The organism is Pseudomonas sp. GW821-FHT09H03 (genome assembly GCF_059415945.1).
Genome location: NZ_JBWKOF010000004.1, coordinates 211,447 through 232,892 on the forward strand (window position 1 = coordinate 211,447; position 21,446 = coordinate 232,892).

The 21,446-nt window shown below is 59.5% G+C and carries 22 protein-coding genes and 1 pseudogene; 9 read left to right on the plus strand and 14 right to left on the minus strand.

Features of this window, described 5'->3' with window-relative positions:
• The first annotated feature begins 13 nt into the window (after positions 1 to 13).
• Positions 14 to 766 carry a PIG-L deacetylase family protein gene (locus AC07OG_RS07580; RefSeq protein ID WP_495066716.1) on the plus strand — a complete coding sequence of 251 codons (753 nt, stop codon included), beginning with the start codon at positions 14 to 16 and terminating at the stop codon, positions 764 to 766.
• Positions 763 to 1,362 (plus strand): SAM-dependent methyltransferase, encoded by a 600-nt coding sequence (locus tag AC07OG_RS07585; protein ID WP_218423068.1) that lies wholly within the window; start codon positions 763 to 765, stop codon positions 1,360 to 1,362. The genes AC07OG_RS07580 and AC07OG_RS07585 overlap by 4 nt, the downstream gene beginning before the upstream one ends.
• On the opposite strand, the gene AC07OG_RS07590 is transcribed toward AC07OG_RS07585, so the two are convergent.
• Positions 1,363 to 2,013 (minus strand): glycosyltransferase family 2 protein, encoded by a 651-nt coding sequence (locus tag AC07OG_RS07590; RefSeq protein ID WP_060542134.1) that lies wholly within the window; start codon positions 2,011 to 2,013, stop codon positions 1,363 to 1,365. It lies immediately after the preceding gene.
• A gap of 193 nt (positions 2,014 to 2,206) precedes the next feature.
• On the opposite strand from AC07OG_RS07590, the gene AC07OG_RS07595 reads away from it, so the two are divergent.
• A complete protein-coding gene (locus AC07OG_RS07595) occupies positions 2,207 to 3,457 on the plus strand; it encodes a zinc-dependent alcohol dehydrogenase (protein ID WP_495066627.1) in 1,251 nt (416 codons plus the stop codon).
• Positions 3,458 to 3,477: 20 nt separating this feature from the next.
• On the opposite strand, the gene AC07OG_RS07600 is transcribed toward AC07OG_RS07595, so the two are convergent.
• A complete protein-coding gene (locus tag AC07OG_RS07600; RefSeq protein ID WP_495066628.1) occupies positions 3,478 to 3,954 on the minus strand; it encodes a short chain dehydrogenase in 477 nt (158 codons plus the stop codon).
• A gap of 175 nt (positions 3,955 to 4,129) precedes the next feature.
• Between AC07OG_RS07600 and AC07OG_RS07605 the strand changes: the two genes are divergently transcribed.
• The 3 genes and pseudogenes from AC07OG_RS07605 (at position 4,130) to AC07OG_RS07615 (ending at position 5,333) form a co-directional block, all read left to right on the plus strand.
• Positions 4,130 to 4,885, plus strand: a complete 756-nt coding sequence (locus tag AC07OG_RS07605; protein ID WP_495066629.1) for a DUF72 domain-containing protein — start codon at positions 4,130 to 4,132, stop codon at positions 4,883 to 4,885.
• 164 nt (positions 4,886 to 5,049) lie between these two features.
• Positions 5,050 to 5,130: pseudogene (locus AC07OG_RS07610) on the plus strand (outer membrane lipoprotein carrier protein LolA); the annotation flags it as partial.
• Positions 5,131 to 5,156: 26 nt separating this feature from the next.
• Positions 5,157 to 5,333: a hypothetical protein gene (locus AC07OG_RS07615; RefSeq protein WP_177336975.1), complete on the plus strand. Its 177-nt coding sequence runs from the start codon at positions 5,157 to 5,159 to the stop codon at positions 5,331 to 5,333.
• A 55-nt stretch (positions 5,334 to 5,388) separates the two neighbouring features.
• On the opposite strand, the gene AC07OG_RS07620 is transcribed toward AC07OG_RS07615, so the two are convergent.
• From AC07OG_RS07620 to AC07OG_RS07655, 8 genes are all read right to left on the minus strand, one after another.
• Positions 5,389 to 5,604, minus strand: coding sequence for a hypothetical protein (locus AC07OG_RS07620; RefSeq protein ID WP_495066630.1), 216 nt, complete (start codon positions 5,602 to 5,604; stop codon positions 5,389 to 5,391).
• A gap of 89 nt (positions 5,605 to 5,693) precedes the next feature.
• Positions 5,694 to 6,128, minus strand: a complete 435-nt coding sequence (locus AC07OG_RS07625; protein WP_495066631.1) for a GFA family protein — start codon at positions 6,126 to 6,128, stop codon at positions 5,694 to 5,696.
• Between the two features lie 49 nt (positions 6,129 to 6,177).
• Positions 6,178 to 6,594 carry a nitrilase-related carbon-nitrogen hydrolase gene (locus tag AC07OG_RS07630; RefSeq protein ID WP_495066632.1) on the minus strand — a complete coding sequence of 139 codons (417 nt, stop codon included), beginning with the start codon at positions 6,592 to 6,594 and terminating at the stop codon, positions 6,178 to 6,180.
• Positions 6,595 to 6,883: 289 nt separating this feature from the next.
• Positions 6,884 to 8,161, minus strand: coding sequence for an OprD family porin (locus AC07OG_RS07635; RefSeq protein WP_495066633.1), 1,278 nt, complete (start codon positions 8,159 to 8,161; stop codon positions 6,884 to 6,886).
• 38 nt (positions 8,162 to 8,199) lie between these two features.
• Positions 8,200 to 9,534 (minus strand): MFS transporter, encoded by a 1,335-nt coding sequence (locus AC07OG_RS07640; RefSeq protein ID WP_060542126.1) that lies wholly within the window; start codon positions 9,532 to 9,534, stop codon positions 8,200 to 8,202.
• Between the two features lie 217 nt (positions 9,535 to 9,751).
• On the minus strand, positions 9,752 to 10,951 hold the full coding sequence (gene fdhA, locus AC07OG_RS07645) for a formaldehyde dehydrogenase, glutathione-independent (protein WP_060542125.1): 1,200 nt from the start codon (positions 10,949 to 10,951) through the stop codon (positions 9,752 to 9,754).
• A gap of 28 nt (positions 10,952 to 10,979) precedes the next feature.
• Positions 10,980 to 12,056, minus strand: a complete 1,077-nt coding sequence (locus AC07OG_RS07650; RefSeq protein WP_495066634.1) for a Rieske 2Fe-2S domain-containing protein — start codon at positions 12,054 to 12,056, stop codon at positions 10,980 to 10,982.
• Positions 12,057 to 12,082: 26 nt separating this feature from the next.
• Entirely contained in the window at positions 12,083 to 13,036 is a 954-nt protein-coding gene (locus tag AC07OG_RS07655) for a PDR/VanB family oxidoreductase (protein ID WP_060542123.1), read from the minus strand.
• 292 nt (positions 13,037 to 13,328) lie between these two features.
• Between AC07OG_RS07655 and AC07OG_RS07660 the strand changes: the two genes are divergently transcribed.
• The 3 genes from AC07OG_RS07660 (at position 13,329) to AC07OG_RS07670 (ending at position 16,980) form a co-directional block, all read left to right on the plus strand.
• Complete coding sequence (locus AC07OG_RS07660; protein WP_218423056.1) at positions 13,329 to 13,799, plus strand: MarR family winged helix-turn-helix transcriptional regulator; 471 nt, start codon at positions 13,329 to 13,331, stop codon at positions 13,797 to 13,799.
• A gap of 194 nt (positions 13,800 to 13,993) precedes the next feature.
• Positions 13,994 to 15,994, plus strand: a complete 2,001-nt coding sequence (locus AC07OG_RS07665; protein ID WP_495066635.1) for a methyl-accepting chemotaxis protein — start codon at positions 13,994 to 13,996, stop codon at positions 15,992 to 15,994.
• Positions 15,995 to 16,044: 50 nt separating this feature from the next.
• A complete protein-coding gene (locus tag AC07OG_RS07670) occupies positions 16,045 to 16,980 on the plus strand; it encodes a LysR family transcriptional regulator (protein ID WP_495066636.1) in 936 nt (311 codons plus the stop codon).
• Here the strand turns inward: AC07OG_RS07670 and AC07OG_RS07675 are convergent.
• From AC07OG_RS07675 to AC07OG_RS07690, 4 genes are all read right to left on the minus strand, one after another.
• Positions 16,965 to 17,411, minus strand: a complete 447-nt coding sequence (locus tag AC07OG_RS07675) for a GlcG/HbpS family heme-binding protein (protein WP_060542120.1) — start codon at positions 17,409 to 17,411, stop codon at positions 16,965 to 16,967. The two genes, AC07OG_RS07670 and AC07OG_RS07675, sit on opposite strands and share 16 nt — an antisense overlap.
• A gap of 11 nt (positions 17,412 to 17,422) precedes the next feature.
• Positions 17,423 to 18,772 (minus strand): metal-dependent hydrolase family protein, encoded by a 1,350-nt coding sequence (locus AC07OG_RS07680; RefSeq protein WP_218423054.1) that lies wholly within the window; start codon positions 18,770 to 18,772, stop codon positions 17,423 to 17,425.
• 285 nt (positions 18,773 to 19,057) lie between these two features.
• Complete coding sequence (locus tag AC07OG_RS07685) at positions 19,058 to 20,215, minus strand: alpha/beta hydrolase family protein (protein WP_495066637.1); 1,158 nt, start codon at positions 20,213 to 20,215, stop codon at positions 19,058 to 19,060.
• A gap of 62 nt (positions 20,216 to 20,277) precedes the next feature.
• The gene (locus AC07OG_RS07690; RefSeq protein ID WP_060542117.1) at positions 20,278 to 21,237 is read right to left on the minus strand and encodes a LysR family transcriptional regulator; all 960 of its coding nucleotides are present in this window, start codon (positions 21,235 to 21,237) and stop codon (positions 20,278 to 20,280) included.
• Between the last annotated feature and the right edge of the window lie 209 nt (positions 21,238 to 21,446).

The window sequence follows — 21,446 nt, forward strand, 5'->3', positions numbered from 1 at the left end:
AGCAGGGCAGTCATTGGCGGAAAATCTGATTCGCGGTCCGGGTACATCACTGGCGCAGTGGCAGTCCAGCCCGGCGCTTGCCCGGGTACCGATGATCAGCCATCGAACACTTGTGCCGCAGGGAAGTCGCCTGGTGGTTGTCGCCCCCCATCCGGACGATGAGATCCTCGGTTGCGCAGCAATTCTGGCCGGCATGCAGGGCCGGGAGGCCGACATCTTGATGATCGCAGTCACCGATGGCGAAGCCAGTCATCCAGGTTCGCGGCAATGGAGCCCGGCGCGCTTGCGTCAGCAGCGTCCGCTGGAAAGTGTCCATGCATTGCAGCGACTGGGCCTCGATACCCAGGCGCTGCACTGGCAGCGTCTGAGTGCGCCAGACAGCGCCGTGCCGGATCATGAAGATCATCTGGGGGCCCTGCTGATGGCACTGCTTGAACCGGGTGACCGGGTTGTCACGACCTGGCGTCACGACGGGCATTGCGACCATGAAGCCACGGGGCGGGCGACTGAGCGTGCCGCCAGGCAAAAGCAGGCCTGTCTGATTGAGGTACCGGTGTGGGCCTGGCATTGGGCACACCCGCAAGATCCGCGAATTCCCTGGGCACGAGCGCACAAGCTGATGCTGGACCCGCCGCTGTTGGCGCGAAAGCGTGAGGCGATTGCCGCCCATGTTTCGCAAGTCAACGCCGATGGCGACAATGGCGCGGTACTGAGCGACGACGCTATCGAACGACTGTTGCAGCCCTTTGAACTGGTATTTACATGAGCCTGTCGCCTGATTACTTCGAGCAGATGTTCCGTGCCAGTGACGACCCCTGGTCCTTTCGCACCCGTTGGTACGAGAAGCGTAAACGCGAGCTGACCCTGGCCAGCCTGCCGCGCCAACGCTACTCGCGGATTTACGAGCCCGCCTGCGCCAACGGCGAACTCAGCGCGTTGCTCGCGATGCGTTGTGAGAGTCTGCTGTGCCAGGAGCTCAACGCCAGGGCCGTGGGACTGGCCCGTGCCCGGTTGAGCGGGTACGCCCATGTCAGGGTCGAGCAGGCGCGCATCCCCGCCGATTGGCCAAACGGGCTGTTCGACCTGATCGTATTGAGTGAAATCGGTTATTTCCTCGACGCCGGCGAATGGACGCAGGTCATTGATAACACCCTGCGCAGTCTGGGCCCGGACGGTGGTGTACTGGCCTGTCACTGGTTGCAGCCGATCGAAGGGTGCTCCCAGGACGGTCGCCAGGTGCATGCACTGCTTGCCGAGCGGCTGCACCTGCATCGACTGATACGCCATGAAGAAGCCGGGTTTGTCCTCGAATACTGGAGCCGGCAGCCGGCCTCGATAGACCTCGACGAAACCTGCGACTGATCACTCGGCCAACGATTGCAGAAAATCGCCGAAGCCTTCGCGACAGCGACAATCCTTGCGCGCGCTGGTGATCACCCGGTTGGTCGCCGTCCACATGATGTTGGCGCCACTGCGCTCCAGGTCGGCAATCAGTTGCACGTCTTCGTGGGTGGGCAGGGCCCTGAAACCGCCAGCATCGAGATAGGCCGTGGAGGAGACGCCAAGGTTCGCGCCGTGAATATGCCGATGACCTTCGACAATCCGGTAATGGGCGTCGTAGCGCTCGCGTACCGCCAGTGGATGTTCCGACCAGTCGATGACCTGGACCAGACCACAGACCGCATCCACATTGAACTTGAGCTGATCGGCCAGCCACGAGCGCGGCACGATGCTGTCGGCGTCGGTGAAGGCCAGCCAGCGTGCGCCCGCGGCCAACAGATGTTCGGCACCATGGGCCCGTGATTGTCCGACGTTGCGATGGTTGCAGGTCAATGTCCTCACGCCGTAAGCCTGGGCAATCTGCAACGAGTTGTCGGTGCAGGCATCGAGCACGAGCAGCACCTGTACCTCTTCATTGCCCAGGCCTTCGTGAAGCGCGGCCACCAGCAGCGATTCGATGCAGTCATCGAGAAACGCTTCTTCGTTGTGCACCGGGACAATGACTCCGATCATTTGCGGCTCCCCATGACCCATGCATCAGTTACATGGCTTTGGGATGTCGACCGGAGCCCTTTCGCATTGGTTGCAACTTTTTGCGCACAGCCCCGGGGCTGACCATTGATCGCTAGTCACAGTGAAAAAAAGGAACCGCCGGTTCAGCACCTTGCCCTTATTCATATGCCAACCCGACTGAGGAGCAATGACCATGCGAGCAATGACCTATCACGGCGCCCATAAAGTCAAAGTCGACACTGTCCCCGATCCGGTCATCGAACAGGCTGACGACATCATCCTGCGCGTCACCGCCACGGCGATCTGCGGTTCGGACCTGCACCTGTATCGCGGCAAGATTCCCACCGTGGAGCACGGCGATATCTTTGGCCATGAGTTCATGGGCATCGTCGAAGAGACCGGCTCGGCGGTGACCCGGGTGCAACGCGGTGATCGTGTGGTCATTCCGTTCGTGATCGCCTGCGGCGAATGCTTCTTCTGCCAGCTGGAGCAGTACGCGGCCTGCGAAACCACCAACGATGGACGCGGTGCCAACCTCAACAAGAAATCCATCCCGTCGGGCGCTGCGCTGTTTGGCTACAGCCGCCTGTATGGCGGCGTACCCGGCGGCCAGGCTGAACTTGTGCGCGTGCCAAAAGCCAATACCGGGCCGTTCAAGGTGCCCGGCATTCTGGCGGACGAGAAAGTATTGTTTCTCTCCGATATTCTGCCGACGGCCTGGCAAGCGGTGCTCAATGCAGGCATTGGCCAGGGTTCCAGCCTGGCAATCTACGGCGCCGGACCGGTAGGCCTGCTTTGCGCGGCTTGTGCGCGGATGCTCGGTGCTGAACGGATTTTCATGGTCGACGATCATGACTATCGACTGGCCTATGCCGAGAAAACCTACGGGGTGATCCCGATCAATTTCGAGGACGATGACGATCCCGCCGATACCATTATTCGCCAGACCACAGGCATGCGCGGGGTCGACGCCGTGATCGACGCGGTGGGATTCGAAGCCAAAGGCAGTACTACCGAGACCGTGCTGGCGACCTTGAAGCTCGAGGGCAGCAGCGGCAAGGCCTTGCGCCAATGCATCGCCACGGTGCGCCGTGGCGGAGTGGTGAGCGTGCCCGGCGTCTACGCTGGCTTCATCCATGGCTTCATGTTCGGCGATGCGTTTGACAAGGGCCTGACATTCAAGATGGGGCAAACCCACGTGCAGCGCTTTCTGCCTGAGCTGCTGGAGCACATCGAGCTCGGCCGGTTGAACCCGGAGGCAATCGTCACGCACCGTCTCTCCCTGGAGCAGGCGGCGGAAGGCTACGAGATCTTCGACAAGTGCCAGCAGGACTGCCGCAAGGTGATCCTGATTCCGGGGGCGACCAATACACTGCTGACCGAACCCATTGAAGACACCGAGACGATCCCGGTGTTTGCCGATCGAGGGGTCACCACCTTGTAGCGACGCTGTAATGTCGAGCGCTACGGGCCCGAGCGTCGCCTGCCAAGTCGATTGAGCGCAAGCAGGGCGCCGCTGACCAACAGCGCGGCGCCGACCACCAGCAGCGCCGAAGGACGAATCGGCGCAGGTCTTGGGGTGTCGGTTTCAAGCTCGAACGTGTCCACGGCATTGCGCACAATTTCATCGGTTGCATAGTAGGGCGGCGATTGCTGCGACTCATACTCCATCAGGTGCAGTTGCAGGCGGGCACCATCGCCCAGGATCAGGGTCAGGTTCTCGATGGTGCCGGCGACCCGCCCCGGATAGACAGGCTCACCGCCAGGGTCCAGTTGGTCATACAGGAACTGCCGGCCTTCGAGCCAGCCGACCGCTGTTTGCAACTCGGGGCCCAGGTAATACTTTCCATCGAGGAAAAAACCGGGGAAATGTGGCGTACGTTCACGGCTTTCAACGCTGTAGCGCTCGCCCGGCCGCATACCGGTTGCCTGGTCGATCATGATGATGTGCTCCTGTCTGATGGTCTGCGATAGAGAACGGCCTGTCTGCAGGGTTCCATCGAGATGAGGAAAGGTAAGCCCGGTGTCCGCAGACAACTATCAGGTAGCGCAGATAAATCGAACTCTGCACGGTCGATCGATTCAACCTTGGACATGACGCCGCCGGGAGATGCAGTTGAACAATCCAGCGATTTTCATCGGATGTGCAGGCTGGCAGCTTGGGCGCGAGCATTCGCCTGCCTTCCCGGTGGCCGGAACTCACTTGCAACGCTATGCAGCGCAGCTTGGCGGCGTGGAGATCAACAGCTCGTTCTATCGCCCGCACCGTCGGCAAACTTACGAACGCTGGGCTGAGTCGGTGCCCCAGGGGTTTCGTTTCTGCGTGAAGGTGCCGAAGTTGATCACTCACGAACGGCGTCTGCAGGGGTGTGCCCGGGAACTTGAAGCGTTTGTCTGGCAGTGTTGCGGATTGAACGATCGACTGGGTTGCCTGCTGGTGCAATTGCCGCCGTCGCTGGTATTCGATCGTGATATCGCTGAAGCTTTTTTCATCGACCTCAGACGATTGCATGACGGCCATGTGGTGCTGGAACCCAGGCATGAATCCTGGCGCGATGCCGAGCCGCTGCTGCAGGAATACCGGGTTGCCCGGGCGGCGGTCGATCCTTCACGCATCGCTGGTGACGCGGCACCGGCGGGCTGGCCGGGATTGCGGTATTGGAGGCTGCATGGCTCCCCGCGAATATACTTCAGCCCCTATGAGGTGCCAGCGCTGCGGATTCTGGCGGATGAACTGCAGACGCCTAGCGGTACTTGCGAAGCGACCTGGTGCATTTTCGACAACACAGCCAGCGGCGCTGCGCTCGGCAATGCCTTGACGCTCTCGCATTTCTGTAGGAGCGAGCACGCTCGCGATGGTCGCCAACGATAACGCTGGAAACCTGACACCCCGCGGCGCACTCAGGCTCATCGCGAGCATGCTCGCTCCTACAGAAAGCAGAGGCGCGCCGCTCGTCTATTGGAACGCACCCCAGGTTTCGACCAGTTTCCAAATGATACGACCCCTACGCCCCTGTAGGAGCGAGCACGCTCGCGATGGTCGCCAACGATAACGCTGGAAACCTGACACCCCGCGGCGCTCTCAGGTTCATCGCGAGCATGCTCGCTCCTACAGTCCGGGTTCCAGTTGCAAAGAGGTGGATATGACCAGCAACTCGCCATACCAGGTGCAAGGCGTCAATGAACCAGACCCGGAGGCTCCGGATCGCTACGACCCACTGACAAAACCCGACGATGAGCGTCCGGACAGTCGGGAAGCGCCGGGCAGGGAAATGCCGGAGGCCGACGAACCCACTCCACTATCGGACGACAGGCGCTGAGACACTTTTGGGAACGCACGGGAGGCCGTCACTCGACCTCCCGCTCGGCCATTATCTAGTTGCCATCGGCAACCTTGCGCTCGATCTCGTCAATTTTTCGCTGCTGCTCTTCTTCGTCCTGTTCCTCTGTTTCAGAAAAAGAGGGCGTAACAGTCTGATCGACTCCCTCGCTATCACGCAGATCCCTTTCGACCATATTGACGGTTGTGCCGGAAGAATCGGTGGGCGGGGTGTTTGAGTCGGTGTTTTTTTTGGTGTCGTCGATATTCATATCACTTTCCTCCATTGTCCTGAGATATGGATATCAAAGGGGCAAAGGAAGTTTGTCCGCCCCGACTGGCGGAAAAAAACGCTTCAGTGCTAATCGTCCAAAACGATCCCCGAACCGCCGGATTCCAACGGGACGTCCTTCAACTTGGGCAACCCGTCCTTGATGCGCAATACGCTCTCTTGATAGTGAACGTGTACGCCTGGGCAATACTCGAGGTCTGGGATGACCGCCGCATACACATCGATCAGCCCCATGCCCGGGTGTTCAGTGAACAGATGCCCGCCACAGTTCTTGCACCACTTGCGGTAACTCTGCACTGTCTTGTTGTAGGTACCAATGTTGTCAGCCCCCCGGGTGACTTGCACTGCTTCGGGTTTCCATAGCGTGAAGGCATTGACCGGCCCTGCTGACCAATGCCTGCACGACGCGCAATGGCAATAACCCATGGCGACCGGCTCGCCGCTGACGGTGAACTCGACGGCGCCGCAAAAACAACTGCCTTTGTAAGACCGTTCAGTACTCATGGTATGACTCCTCGCTCAATTGTCAGGCGCTTGGCATGATTCGCCGCCTTTACGCGTCGACGTAGCGCACTGCCGTCGTCGGCGTGCGTCGCACCTGCAGTTCGAAAATGTCAGGGCGCCCATAGTGCCCGGCAACGTCGAGCGTGCGCCGCGCTGGCGCTACGAGTGCAACGTCGATGTCCGCATACAATATGGCCGCCTCCCGGTGTAAGGGACCGGCCACGATCCGGCCCTGGGGATCGACCACCACCGAGTCGCCGTCGTTGATCCATTCATCCGGATCGGGGAACAGTTGCGCAAGCGCTGGAACGTCCTGGGGAATATAATCTGGAATATACGATTCGGGTAAAACAATCAGCGAGGCACCTGCCGCCGCGGCCTCAGCGACCGATTGCACAGCTCGGGCGATCGTCGCACTGCGATCGAGCAGCACGGGCGGACGTTGAATGATCGCTATCTTGCTCATGGCGTACTCCTGAGCGATTGGCTTTCGAAGGCTTGAGCGTTCGCCGCTACGCGCAGGGCTGCCATCTAGGTTTCGGGATCGTCAGGAGGAGGGCGCATGCCGGCACGAGGGACAGTTGTCCCATCATGCTGCATGCTCCCTGCCGGCCCAAGCACAAGCAATGCCGCAGGCCAGTCAGGGACGTTACATTTTCAACAAGTCGGCACATCTCCTGTGGGCCAACCGCTGCTTCGCTTCCTTTTTTCCGAGCGCGCTTTCCTTGGCTTGAACGCTGGATGGCTCCCGTCAGTTACCAGACCTTGAGCGTGTAGTCGATGTTGACTCGGGTTTCGTTGTCACTTCGGAATGTCGAGGCTGCGCTTTGCTCGTTGCGATAGAACGCATTGCGCAAGCGCAGAGCGAGGCCCTTTGCCGGGCCTGACTGAATGACGTAAGCCAACTCCAGGTCTTTAGATGACTCCGTCAGGTCGCTGCCCCCCAGTTGCGGCAGGTCGATATTGGTACCTCGCAAATAGCGAACCATGCCGGTCAGCCCCGGTAGACCCACCGCGGCGAAGTTGTAGTCGTAGCGCGCCACCCAGGTCCGCTCCTTCGGATTGACGAAGTCTGCACTTAAAGTGCCGTCGCTGAGCACCGCGGGCTCTCCGCCAGCAATGTAAGGTAATGCCGTGTCGCCGGTCTGGTGCATGTAACCCATGCCCAGGGTGTGGGCGCCTAGCTGGTAGCTGAACATGGCGCCGGCGTTAAGGTTGTCTACTTTGCCGGCTTCTGCCCGGCCGTTTTCACGACTGTTGAAGACCCGAACGTCTGTCTTCAGTTTGCCAGGCCCTAGGGGGAGCAGGTGGATGCCCACTGCAAGGTCCTGCGTGTATAAATCCTTCAATTCGGCGTGAAAATAGCGAAGCGTCAATGCGTCGGACCAATGATAGTCGCCACCAATGAAGTCAAACCGCTCGGAGCTCGCGCCCTTCCTGAACCGACCGTTGGGCGACGCCAGTGATATCGGTTGATAGTCAGTAGAGTCCCGCAGGTTCACTCGATCCATGCGCCCGGAGTGCAGCGTCAGGTTGTCAATGTCATCGGAAACGGCATAGGCGCCACGAAAGGATTGCGGCAGTAAACGTGCAGGGCTTGCTGTGATCACCGGCAGGGCAGGGAACTGCGTGCCCACCGAGAGCCGGGTCTTCGATATCTTCGCCTTGAGCGCTACGCCCAACTCTGAATATTCGTCTGCGACTTCACGGGTCTGCGGGTTGAAGGGCAGGAGCTGGGTACCGGTGCGATCGGGCGACGAGTCCAGCTTGAGTCCCAGCATGCCCGTGAGGTCCATGCCGAAACCCACGGTCCCTTCAGTGAAGCCGGAATTGGCCTTGAGGATAAACCCCTGGGCCCATTCACGAGCGGCGGAATAAGGGCTGGTTCCTTTGTAATCCCGGTCCAGGTAGTAATTGCGCGTCGTCAGGTTAACACTGCTGTCGTCCACGAACCCTGCGTATACGGTGGACGAGGCGCAGGCTGTCGCCATGCCCAGGCAATAGAGCCCCGGGCATTTGATTGTGATTTTCATGTTATTTGTCCAGATCTTGTTCTTATGGTTTGCACGGATCAGGCGTTTGACGCAGTACTCAGTTGCACTAGCCGCAGCGGCTTCAACAGCCAGACGACGAGGGCCGCGAAGACGAAAGCCAGGGCAAACAGCAAGTAAAGGTCGGCGGGTTGCCACTGGGCATCGATCAACCGGCCAGCTACCAATGGCGAGAGAATCGCCCCCGCGCGGCCGATACCAATCCCCCAACCCAGGCCGGTGACACGCTGGGTGGCGTTGTAGATGGTCGGGGTCAGGGCATAGAGCCCGGCGACGCAGCCGTTGACAAAGATTCCGATCAACAGGACCAGGGCGAAGGCCAGGTTCGGGATGGTCGTGAACTGCACGAACACAGCCAGCAGTACCGCATTGATCAGCAGGTAGGCCATCAGCACTCGCGACAGGCGAAAACGCGCCGCCAGCAAGCCGATCAGCGACGTGCCGAGAATACCGCCGATGTTGAGCATCACGCCGCCAGTGATTCCCTGTTGGTTCGACAGGCCAGCAGAAACCAGCAGCCTTGGCGTCCAGCTCATTACAAAGTAGAAACCGAACATCACCAGGAAGAAGGCGATCCAGATGAGCAAGGTAGAACGCAGCAGGGCTGGTGAGAAGAGCTCGGCGAACGTCTCTCTCAGCGATTTACGGGCGTCCTGGCGCACCTCGGGCAAACGATCGACCGAAGCGATCGCGACGCGTTGCAGCAGTGTATTGATGCGTTTGAGCGCGTTCCGGGGTTGGCGGGACAGCAGGAATGCCAGGGACTCGGGCAACCAGAGTGCGAGGATCGGCAGGATCAGCAACGTTGTGATGCCACCGTAGAAAAACACCGAACGCCACCCCATGGAAGGGATGATCTGCGCCGCGATGATGCCTCCTATCGTTGCCCCCAGAGCGTAGGCCGTGGATTGCAGGCTGATGGCAAGACCGCGCCACTTCTTGTTTGCATACTCCCCGGCGACCACATAGCTGCTGGCCAGGATGCCACCGATGCCAAGCCCGGTGATCAGCCGCAGCACACCCAGCACCTCGGGGGACGTTGCCCGCGAGGACGCCAGCATGCCGAGCCCCGCGATAGCGACACACAGCAGGATGAGCGGGCGTCGTCCGAAGCGGTCGGCCCAGGGGGCGATAAACAACGAGCCGATCGCCATTCCGACAAGCCCCGCGCTGAGCAGGTAGCCCAGGTGAATGCCACTCAGGCCCCAGTCGGCGGAAATAGACGCGGCGGTGAATGCCATCACCAATACATCGAAGCCATCGAGCATGTTGATCAGAAAGCAGAGCGCAATCACGCCCCACTGGAAGCTGACCATGGGTTTTTCGTCCAGCTGTTGCCCAATCGTTTGGCTCATGTGATCAGGCTCCGAAGCTGTGGGTAGGGGATGAGGGGGCGCGACGGACAGCCGAAGCCGCCCCGCTATGCAGGGGAAACAGTGCGTACATGTAGATACCTTCTTGTTTTTGTTGGTCTGTGGAGCTTGCAAGGTGCCCGGGAGCCGGCGATTCGACTCCGGGGCGGCAGGGTGCTCAGGTCGTGGGGACGTCTGAGTCAGCCGGTAAATTCAGCGTTCAGGCCGCGCTGAAAGTCTTGTGTGGATCAATGACAAATTTTTTCGGCACACCGGCATCGAACTCGCCATAGCCCTGTGGTGCCTGGTCCAGGCTGATCACCTGTACGCCGACCACTTCGGCGATGTTGATGCGGTCCCACATGATGGCTTGCATCAGTTGTCGGTTGTACTTCATCACCGGGGTCTGGCCGGTGTGAAAACTGTGGGACTTGGCCCAGCCCAGGCCGAAGCGAATGCTCAGGCTGCCGATTTTCGCGGCGGCGTCCACGGCACCCGGATCTTCAGTCACATAAAGGCCCGGGATACCGATTTTGCCCGCCACCCGCACTACGCCCATGAGCGAGTTGAGCACGGTGGCCGGCGCTTCATGTTGCACCCCGGCATGGCCGTGACCACGTGCTTCGAAGCCTACGGCGTCGACGGCGCAATCCACTTCAGGCTCGCCGAGCAGTGCGGCGATCTGTTCGTGCAGCGGCGTGTCCAGCGACAGGTCGGCGATTTCGAAGCCCTGGGCCTTGGCGTGAGCCAGGCGCACGGTGTTGACGTCACCGACGATGACTACCGCGGCGCCGAGCAGGCGGGCGGATGCGGCAGCAGCGAGGCCGACCGGGCCGGCCCCGGCGATGTACACCGTGCTGCCTGGACCGACGCCAGCCGTAACGGCGCCGTGGTAACCGGTGGGCAAGATGTCGGAGAGGCAGGTCAGGTCGCGGATTTTCTCCATCGCGCGGTCGCGGTCCGGGAGTTTGAGCAGGTTGAAGTCGGCGTATGGCACCATCGCGTATTCGGCCTGTCCGCCGGTCCAGTCGCCCATGTCGACATAACCATAAGCGCCACCGGGACGTGCCGGGTTAACGCTCAGGCACACACCGGTATGCATTTCCTTGCAGGAGCGGCAGCGCCCGCACGCCACGTTGAACGGCACGGACACCAGGTCGCCGATTTTCAGGTTCTCGACGTCGCTGCCTTTCTCGATGACTTCGCCAGTGATCTCGTGCCCCAGCACCAGGCCGGTTTGTGCGGTGGTACGGCCGCGCACCATGTGTTGGTCGGAGCCGCAGATATTGGTGGAGATAACCTTGAGAATGACCCCATGCTCGATCTTGCGACCACGCGGGTCCTGCATTTTCGGATAGTCGATTTTCTGTACTTCGACCTTGCCCGCGCCCAGATACACCACACCACGATTGCCAGACATACGTATTCCCTCAGTGAAGTTGTTGTGCTCAAACGGTCGATTGGCGAAGTTGTTCAATGATGCGGCGGGCGCGATTGGCACCGACGTCCACGTGGATGTCGATCATCGGGCGCGTGCCGAACCGGCACATGTTCTGGTACTGGGCCTCGATGACTTCCTTGTCTTCATCGAAGGTCAATACAGTTTGCTCAACCACCTTGGCCTTGATGGTTTCGGGATCGCTCTCGGGGTTGGTGGCAATGGTCCAGAAGTAGTGACTGGTGGTTTCGGTTTCTGGTGTTACCCCATGGAATCCGCGCATATGGAAGCCACCACGATCGGGGTCATCGAGAGAATCGGTGCCGGCATCCACCGCACCGGTCCAGATACGCAGATGACTGACGTGAAACTCGATTTCCTGCCAACGGTCGACGGTGCCTTTGAACGGGTAGGCGGCCGTGTAGGTAGGTGGCGGAACCGAGTCCGGCATGTGGCGCACCACCCGTACCACATCGCCTTCACCTTCGACACTCATCCGCGCATTCATGTGGATGCTGGCATTACCACCGATGGTGCGCAGGTGGACATAACCCAGATGACTCAAGTCCATGAGGTTGTCGTGGATTAATTGGTAAGGCGCGTTGTAGTGATAAACGCTACCTTCGAAAAGGTATTTGCCACTGCTGTGAACAGAGTAGGTTGGCGGTTCACAGTCCGGTTCCGGCTGAGCCTGGCTGCCAAACCAGATCCAGACGATTTGATCCTGTTCACGCACGTGATAGGCGGGCACTTTGGCCTTGCTGGGGATCTTGTCCTGGCCCGGGATTTCGACGCACTTGCCACGTTCATCGAACAGCAGGCCGTGGTAGCCACAACGAATGCCGGTTGCTTCGAGTGTGCCGTTAGAAAGTGGCAGTGCTCTATGGCAGCAGCGGTCTTCAAGGGCCGCGACTTCGCCGTTGGTTTTGCGAAACAACACCACAGGCTTGTTGAGTAATGTGCGGCCGACGGGTTTGTCCTTCAACTCCCACCCCAAGGCAGCGACGTACCATTGATTCATGGGGAAGCTGGGCAAGGCGGGCGCTGGAATTTCTTCGGCAAGCGCTTGGAGAGTGGATGTATTCATGGTGTTCTCCTTGACGTTATTGGAGTTCAGAGATCAAGAACCAGGCGTGATGATCTGGCGCGCGAGCAGCAGGGGGTAAAGCGATCGTTTGCGGCTTGTTCCACCGCTGTCAGGAACTGGTCCCGGTGCTCCGGGATGCCCTTGAGCACACGGGTTACGCAGGTGCCGCAGACGCCTTGTTCGCATGACGACTCGATCGCTATGCCGGCCTCGTCGAGCACTTCGAACACGGTGCGTTCGGCAGGAATCTGAAAAACCTGTCCGGTACTTGCCAGCTCGACTTCGAAGGGTGCGTTGGCGCTTTGATCGACGGGGGCAGCGGCGAAAAACTCTTTATGTACGCGGTCCTGCGACCAGCCAGCGTTCTGCGCCGTATCGAGGATGTAGTTCATGAAACCGGTCGGCCCGCAGACATAGAGATGGGTGCCAGCGTCCGGGGCTGCCAGCACGGTCGACGCATCCAGCTTCTGTATTTGAGCGCCACTGTCGTCATGCAACTTAATGCGACCGGCGAATGGGGTTTGCGCAAGCATCGCAACGAACGCCGCCCGTTCGCTTGATCGAAAGCAGTAGTGCAACTCGAAGTCGGCTCCTTGATTTGAAAGCTCATAGGCCATGGCCAGCATGGGCGTGATACCGATACCGCCGCCGAACAGCAGGTGGCGGTTGGCCGAGTGTTCAAGTGGAAAAAGGTTGCGCGGAGTGCTGATGGTGAGCGTTTGCCCCTGCCGTACCTGTTCGTGCATGGCCTTGGAGCCGCCACGGGAAATCGGGTCCTTGAGCACGCTGATCAGGTAGCGATGACGCTCCTCGGGATCGTTGCACAAGGAGTACTGGCGGGTGAGGCCCTCGGCAATATGAATGTCGATGTGGGCACCGGCCTGGAACGCCGGTAGCGCGCTGCCGTCTACAGCGCATAACTCGAAACTGCAGATGCCTTCGGCTTCGTCTGCTTTGCGGGTGACGTTGACTTGAAGCATGACTTGTCCCTCCACACTTAAGTGGCTGCTGAAAAAATGCATGAGTTAGAGCAACAGCTGGGAAGGGGTCAGCCGCTCGCTGGCACGTGGGCGACGATTGTTTGCTTGAGCAAGGAGAAGGGGATGAAGTTGGAAGAGTTCATGACCAGGACCTGATAATTATTTTTATGTGGCAGGGTGACGGCCTATCATGCAGGCAATCAGCCGTGACGTTCGGTAGAGAAATCCTCCGATTATTTAGTTGCGGTGTCAACTAATATTCAAAGACCCGCCGATCCAAGGTGTTTGCTCAATGTCCGTAGAATCTCAGCTGAACCTGTCTCGTTATGTCCCAGCGCTATTGAATTTTCTGTCCAACAAGCTCTCTTCGGGCGCATCGCAGTGCTATCGCAAGCATTTCGGCATAGGTGTGGTCGAGTGGCGAATGCTCTCGATGCTCGCCGTGGAAAATGACATCACCGCCAATCGAATCTGTCAGACGATCGGTCTCGACAAGAGTGCGGTCAGCCGTTCATTGCAGACGCTCGAAGCTGCAGGGCATATCTGCAGCCAGGTCGATTCAAAGGACGCACGACGCTACACCGTCAGCCTGACTGAAAGCGGAAAAGCGCTGCATGGCCGAGTGCTGAAGGTTGCATTGGAACGAGAGCGGCGGCTGCTCAGCGGGCTCTCTGCCAAGGAAGTGGACACCCTGATCGAGTTGCTGGGCCGTATGCATGCCCAGGTGTCCAACGTGAACGACTACGATCCGGTAGACGCTTGAGCCTGCGTTTCAGATATCGCGATTGCCGATAGGTCACATCCCGACAAGCGATTGGTCAGCGCCGCTGTGTCACGGCAACCTGTGCCCGTCGCCCGGTCTTTGCGGCCAAGTGACGCGCATCGGTTCACGCCATTATTGCTGGCCGAAGGTTGCAGGTGACATTGCCTAAAAAACAATAAAAGAAGGCTCGTTCGATGGCTATTCGCTTCATCGTTGCATCCCCGCGTGCGCCTTTCGATCGTACCCCCGCCATTTTCGGAGGTTTGCTCAGCCACCTCAGTGTCGGCGGCAAATTGTTGCTGGGCTTCGGCCTGGTGCTGTTCTGCACGATGGGCATGGCATTCACCGCCTGGTATTCGGTGCAGGTCACCCAGTCGAGCGCCACACAGTTACGCGTACTGGATCGTCAGAAAGCCAACCTTGCCCAAGCGCGAGTTGCAGAGAAGGATTTCGGTTTGCAGCCGTCGCTGGACGCGGCCAGGCAGGTTGAGGACTCTTTGCGTCAGCTTCAGATCGGTTCGCCGCTTGCGCGTCCGGGCGAAGACTTCGCGCGTATGCTTGCAGACTCATCCGATCGGTACCTTAAGGCATTCAAGGCATATGCCGAGGCGCGCCAGCAGGCGTTACAGGCGAGGATGCGCATGCAGTTGCTGGCGGAGACGACGGGGCAGCGTTTCAGTGAAGTGTTCCTCGACCAACTGGACGATATCAATCTGGATGTTGAGCTGCACAAGGTGCCAGAGGCGCAGTCAATGCAGCAGTTGGAAGAGGCGGCCTCATTACGCGAACGCCTGGCCAGCCTGCGCGACAGCGAGCTGTATTTTTCCCTGGATCCGCAAAAGCGTTACCAGGACGACTGGGTCAACCGGGTAAATGAGCTGGGTACTGCGCTAAGCAGCCTGAGTTCACAACTTGATGGGGACCGACGTCGTGCACTGGATGAGGCCAGCGCAGCATTGACCGAATATCGTCAGGCCTTTTTGGCTTATGCCGTCAGCGGTGAACAGGCCATGGCACAACAGGTGAACATGTCGACTTCGGCAGAGAAAGTGACGGGGCTGTTGGAAGACGAGCGCGTCAGGGCTGCGCAATCTTATGAATCACTCCGCCAGCGCCTGGACCTGCAACTTGCCGCAATGGTGCTGCTGGCGGTGGTGCTCAGTATCATTGCGTGCCTTGTGATCCGACGCTCTATTGTCACACCCCTGAAGTTGATGCTGGGTCTGGCGCAACGTGTGGCCGCAGGTGATCTGAAGGACAGCCCCGCGCAGTTCGCTCGCCAAGATGAATTGGGCCAACTGAGCCGCGCTATAGACCTGATGTTGCAGGCGCTGCGCAGTCTTGTGGGGCGAATCGGCAGCGATGTGCAACAGCTTGACTCTGCCGCCGCCACCTTGGGCGCGATGGTACAGCGCACAGGGCAGGGCGTACGTGCACAGCGCGAACAGACCGCTGCGGTGGTTGAGGCAATGCAGCATATGACCCAAGCGGCAGCGCAGGTCAACCAGCAAGCCGCTGGCAGCCAGGCAACGTTGGGCGAAGCCTGCGAACTGATCCATCAGGGGGACGATCTGGTACGACAGGCCAGTCAAAGCCTGCAGCGGCTGTCGCGTGAAATGACCAGCAGCGCAAGTTCCATGGAGCTCTTGCAAACCGAAAGCCAGGCTATCACCCGTGTGCTGGACGTGATCAGCGCCATCGCCGAACAGACGAATCTATTGGCCTTGAATGCCGCTATCGAAGCCGCACGCGCCGGTGAACATGGTCGTGGTTTTGCCGTAGTGGCGGACGAAGTGAGGGCGCTCGCCAGTCGAACGCGTGCCTCGACTGGCGAGATCGACAGCATGATCAGACGTCTCGGCCAGGTGACTGGCGACACTGCCGCCAGTCTGTGCGATAGCCAGCGACTGACCGCCGAAGGCGTTGATCTGACAGTACGCGCGAGCCTGGTTCTGGATGCGATTACCGAGGCCATCTCGCGTGTTGAAGGCACCGGCAAGCGCATCGTCCACGCCGCATCGACCCAACACGACATCGTCTGCCGCGTCGATGCAGCCCTTGGCCAGGTTGATAGGGTGGTAGAGCAGAATGCCGAGGAATGCGCTCGTCTGGACATGGCGAATGGCAATTTGCAGCGCCTGAGCGTCAGCCTTGGAGAAGCGCTTGGAGCGTTTCAAAGCGACCCTGTGGTTTGAGCATCCATCGGTGATGATCAATCATTCCTGTAAACCAGAATGGACACAGCATGCGTTATCGACGTCTTGACCTGAACCTGTTGGTGGCCCTGGATGCCTTGTTGAGCGAGTGCAGCGTCAGCAGGGCCGCCGAACGTTTGTGCCTGGGCCAGTCGGCAACCAGTTCGGCACTCGGGCGTTTACGCGAGCATTTCAATGACCCGTTGCTGGTTCAGGTAGGACGGCGCCTGGAGCCCACGGCATTGGGTTTGGAGCTGCTGCCCAAGGTGCGTCAAGCCCTGGCATTGACGCGGGAGATTGTCGATGCACCGGTCAATTTCGAACCGGCCAATTGCACTCGACACTTCACGTTGGTGGCTTCCGACTACGTGGCTGGGGTGCTGCTGCCGGCGGTCAGTCGTGAATTGGCCCGTATCGCGCCCGGCGTGCGCTTGAGTCTGCGGGATATGCCAGTACCGCGTGACGGTGATGTAGTCAGCGAAGCGCTCGATTATCGTCGCAGTGATTGTGTGATCGTGCCGCAGCGACGGTTGAATCCGGCGTACCCCCATTTACCCTTAATGAGTGATGAGCTCTGTTGCATTGTCTGCGCTCAGCAGTCGCAATTCGCCGATGGTTTGAGCCTGGCCAACTATTGCGACGCAGAGCACGTGGTCCGCGAGTTTGCCGATGGCCGAAATCTGGCGATGGATGCCGTGCACCTGCATGAGCTGGGCGTTCAACGGCGAGTGGCGGTGGCCCTTGAAAGCTTCGTACTGATGCCCGAATTTATCGTCGGTACCGGGCGAATCGCTACCGTATTTCGTCGACAGGCGCAGCGTTTCGCTCAGCATTATCCACTGCGTATCCATCCAGCACCGCTGGCGTTTCCCGAGGCCGTTCAGGTGCTGCAATGGCATCCCTATCAAGACCATGACCCGGCCATGCTGTGGTTTCGCGGCCTCTTGCTGGAACAGGCCGCGTTGCTCGATCAGTTGGGCATCTGATCGCCGTTGTCTGCCAGCAGTCCAACCTGGTCGATAGCCTGTAAAGCGCATCGCTCGTCATTGTCCGAAGTGTCGCCGCTGATACCAATAGCGCCGAGGATCAGGCCCTCGGCATTGCGAATCAGCACACCGCCGGCTACGGGAATCACTTCGCCGCCAGTCAGGCTGTTAATAGCGTCGAAAAATGCAGGCATCGCTTGCGCGCGCCGGGCCAGTTCACGCCCGCCAAAACCCATTCCGAGACAGCCACGGGCCTTGCCGGTGGCTATTTGCGGCCGAAGAAAACTCGCGAGTTCATCGCGCAGGACGGCCAGCGGATGACCTGCGGCATCCAACACGGCAACCGCCAATGGTTTAACCGCCGTTTCCCGGGCGATGCGCATAGCGCTGCTGGCGATGTCGATGGCGGTCATCAGGTCGAGTCGTTGCATGGCGTCAGTCCTCATAGCGCCCACTTGCCCAATTGGGCAACACGGTCGCGGGTGTAAAGATCCGTCCATTTCAGCGAGTTGAAATCAGACACCTGTTTGGGATTGTAAGGACTGCGTTCCATGCGTACGGGCCGGCCGGCCTTGTACACGGCTTTAAGGCGTGAGCGGTCTTGCAGAATGCGGATGTCGTGCAAGGGTGAACCGTCGAGCAGCAGGAAATCTGCTTGCTTGCCCACTTCGAGGGAGCCGATGGTCTCACCGCGCGGCATGCAGCGAGCGCCGACTGCCGTGGCGGCGTACAACGCTTCTGCCGCTGTGAAGCCCAGACGGGTGACCAGCAATTCCAACTCGCGAGCGTGCCATTCGCCATAAGGCGTCACCGCGAAACCGCTGTCGCTACCACAAGCGAAAGGCACCCCGGCGGCCTTGGCACGCTTGAGCACGGCCGAACCCACTTCCAGGGTGCGCGCGCAGTAGCCAGCGTAGCCGGTACTGATGGCCGGATCGTGGGGTTGGCAGAAATCCACGGTGTTTTGAGGGAACGTCATGGTCGGGGCGAGGATGCTACCGGCCTCGAGCAGCGCTTCAATGCACTCATCGTCCATATAAAAGGCGTGAAACACCAGGTCGACACCTGCGCGAGCGGCGTACATCACCGCTTCGCGGCCATAGGCGTGAGTCGCAACCTTGCAGCCCAGACGATGCGCTTCTTCAACCATTTCACGGGTTTCTTCAGCGGTGAAGGCGGCGATGATTTCGCCATTCGGGCGGCGGTGGGTACCGTCCATGGCGATCTTGATCAGATCGACACCGTCCTTGGCCTGTTTGCGAATTTCCGCCAATGCATCGCTGCGGCTGGTGACCAGGCACGCGGTGAAATATTCCGCAGTACCGACGCGGCTCGGGAACCAGTCATTGAGGCTTTGCCGGTTGGTGATGACCCGGCTGCTGGCGGCAATGCGCGGGCCTTCGAACAAACCGGCGGCGATTGCATTGCGCACCGCGATGCTGAGCTGGCCGCTATCGCCCGGGCAGACCATGCTGGTCACACCGGCGGCCAGCACGTGCTGGGCGAAGAACATGCCTCGCAGCGCGCGGAACTCGTCACTGGTCCAGATATCGATGTCTTCTTCGCTCTGGGCGTTGCCGAAGGCCAGATGGGTGTGCACATCCACCAGGCCCGGCATGACAAAGTTATCGCCGGCGTCGAGCAGGGTGTCTCCCGGTTGCGGCTGCGGCGCCAGGGCAGTTGGGCCAACATACGACAGCAGGCCGTTTTCGACGACCAGTGTCTGCTGTTGACGGGTTTGCAGGCCAGTACCGTCGAACAAGGTCTGGCATTTGAGGTGCAGGGCGTTCATGGCGTTTTCACTTTGCTGATTGTTATGCAAAGCGAGGCTAGGGCGAGGCCAGGGTGACCACCAGCAACTTGCATCAATGCCCGTGTATTGATGACATCGATAGCTGCGGTACATCAGCAGCGTCGGGGCCTTTGCGGCATTGCGTGACCCCAAGGGACGAGTATCGCGAGTCGCGATGGCTGGCAGACCAGCTCGTTCCCTGGCACACGTGCGCCCGACTGAATTAACGCAAAACGCCGGAAACCTTTAGGGTTGTCCGGCGTATTTCATGCTGCGCGAAGCCCGTTAAGCGGTGTGTCCACCCAGCGTTTCGGCAATCCAGTCAGCAATGTAATGTCCGGCATTGATGCTGTTATCGAAGCTGGAATGCTGCACGCCACCTTCACGTTCGGTGAAGATCTTCAGCTCGCGTTTTGGACTGTTGACCAGTTGCTCGTAGGTACGCTGCGCCCACTTCAGTGGAATCTGCGAATCCTTTTCACCGTGGGTCACCAGGAAGGGCACTTTGATCCGATCCAGTACGCCATCCAGATGCACGTTTTCGGCGATGGCCATGAATTCATCCATGTCTTTTGCACCCCAAACCCAGCACACGTGCGCCCAGTAATGCGGTACGGGGAAGCTGCCTTCCTTTTCCAGTCGACGCTTTTGAACATCGCGCCAGTCATGGTTTGCACCCCACACCACACCGCAGGCAAACCGTGGTTCAAACGCCACCGCACGCGGGCAGTAATAACCGCCGAGTGAGACGCCTTCCAGGCCGATACGTGCCGCATCCACGTCGCTTCGGGTTTCCAGCCAGTCAACCACGCGGCTGGCCCAATGCTCGCTGTCGAAGCGAGCGATCAGGTTATGCAGGCGCAGCGCTTCACCTGTTCCGGGTTGGTCGATGATCAGCGATGAGATACCGCGCTTTGCCAACCAGGCCGGCAGGCCGACGCGGTACTTCATTTCTTTGGTCGAGTCCAGGCCATTGACCTGCACCAGGATCGGCGCCGGACCGGTCACGCCTTCAGCACGTACCAGCAGGCCGGAGATATGTTTGCCCTCATAGGGGATTTCAACGCGCTCACAGTTCTCCCGTGACAGTTCGATGCCGCGTTTGAATGTCTGCAAAAAGCGCTGGTACAGCTCGGTACGACCAGGGGCGCCGTGGGCTTGAAGGCGTTCGCAGGTGAGGTAATAAGTGGCGGCGCGGCTGTATTTTTCGCCCGCCGACAGCAACCGGCCATGACCCTCGTCTTCTTCAGCCAGGCCACAGAGTTTGTCGGCCATCTTCGCCCAGGTTTCGCGGAATGCCTTGGTTCCTGCGGCGTCGGGCTGCTTGGCTGCCTCCTGCAATGGTGCGCACATCTCTTCGATTTCGCCCATGCGAGCGCCCATCTCGATGGCCAGGTCGACCGAAAGATTCCACACATAATTGGTTGGAAAGTAGCGAAACATGATTGTTGTTGTCCTTGTGGTTGCCTTGAAGGTTACAAGGCACGGTAAGGACGCGCCGACCATTACGCCAATCGTGACTCGGGATGGGAGGTATCGCGGCGGGCGATAGGAGGGTTTTCCAGGTTCTGGATAACTTCGCTGATGCGCTCGCGCAGCCAGCGGTGCATCGGGTCGCCTTCGACGCTGCGATGCCAGAGCATGACTTCACGCATGACTGGAATCTTCACGGGCGGATTGAGGATGCGTAACGGCAGGTGTTCGGCGTACAACCGTGCCAGACGCTGGTGCATGGTGGCGATGCGCTGGGTGCCGACGACCAGTTGCGGCAGGGTGTTGAAGTCGTTGGTGACGACTTCGATACGGCGGTTGAAGCCGTACTGGTTCATGAACCACTCTTCGATGCTCAAGTGCCGGCTTCGACCAAACCCGACTGAAACATGGCCCATGTCCATGTACTGCTCCAGGCTCAGGCTGTCGCCGACCAGAGTATTGCCGTCCCACACCACGCAGACGTGTTCCTCTTCGAACAGCAGCTTGTGGGGGTGGCCGTCGATGATGTAGCGCTCAGGCACGATCATCAGGTCAACTTCGCCGCGAATCAGCAACTCACCGCTATTGTCGCCGGGGCCGAGCATCTCGAAGGTGATGTTGGGCGCTTCCTGATGGATTGTCTGAATCACCTGGGCAAACAGCACGCTGATCAGGTAGTCCGAGGTCACCAGGCGGAAGTGACGCTTGCTGGTGGTGGGGTCGAACACCGGCTTGGCGGTGATCGATGACTTGATCGTCAGCAACACTTCGCGGATCGGTGTGGTGAGCTCCCGGGCATAGGGCGTGGGTTGCATTTTGCGACCGACTTGCACCAGCAACTCGTCTTCGAAATAGGTACGCAAACGTCCCAACACACCGCTGGTGGCAGACTGCGTCATGTGCAAGCGTTCGGCGGCGCGGGTAATGTTCTGTTCCTCGAGCAACACATCGAGGGCTACCAACAGATTCAGATCCAGGTGGTTGAAACGCATCAGGCATGTCCGGTTTTGTATTTATTTTCGCGATACATTCGGATGAATACATCAGCGCGTCAACCCTCTCGCCGTTTCTTTTGCTCTTAGCAAAAAACGCGCCCCCGGAAATTCCTGGTATCGCGATTTCCGATAGGTCACATCCCGACACTCGATTAGTCAGCTGCCAAAGCGCCCGGCAATCTTCACGGCAGTCGGCGTTCTTGCCG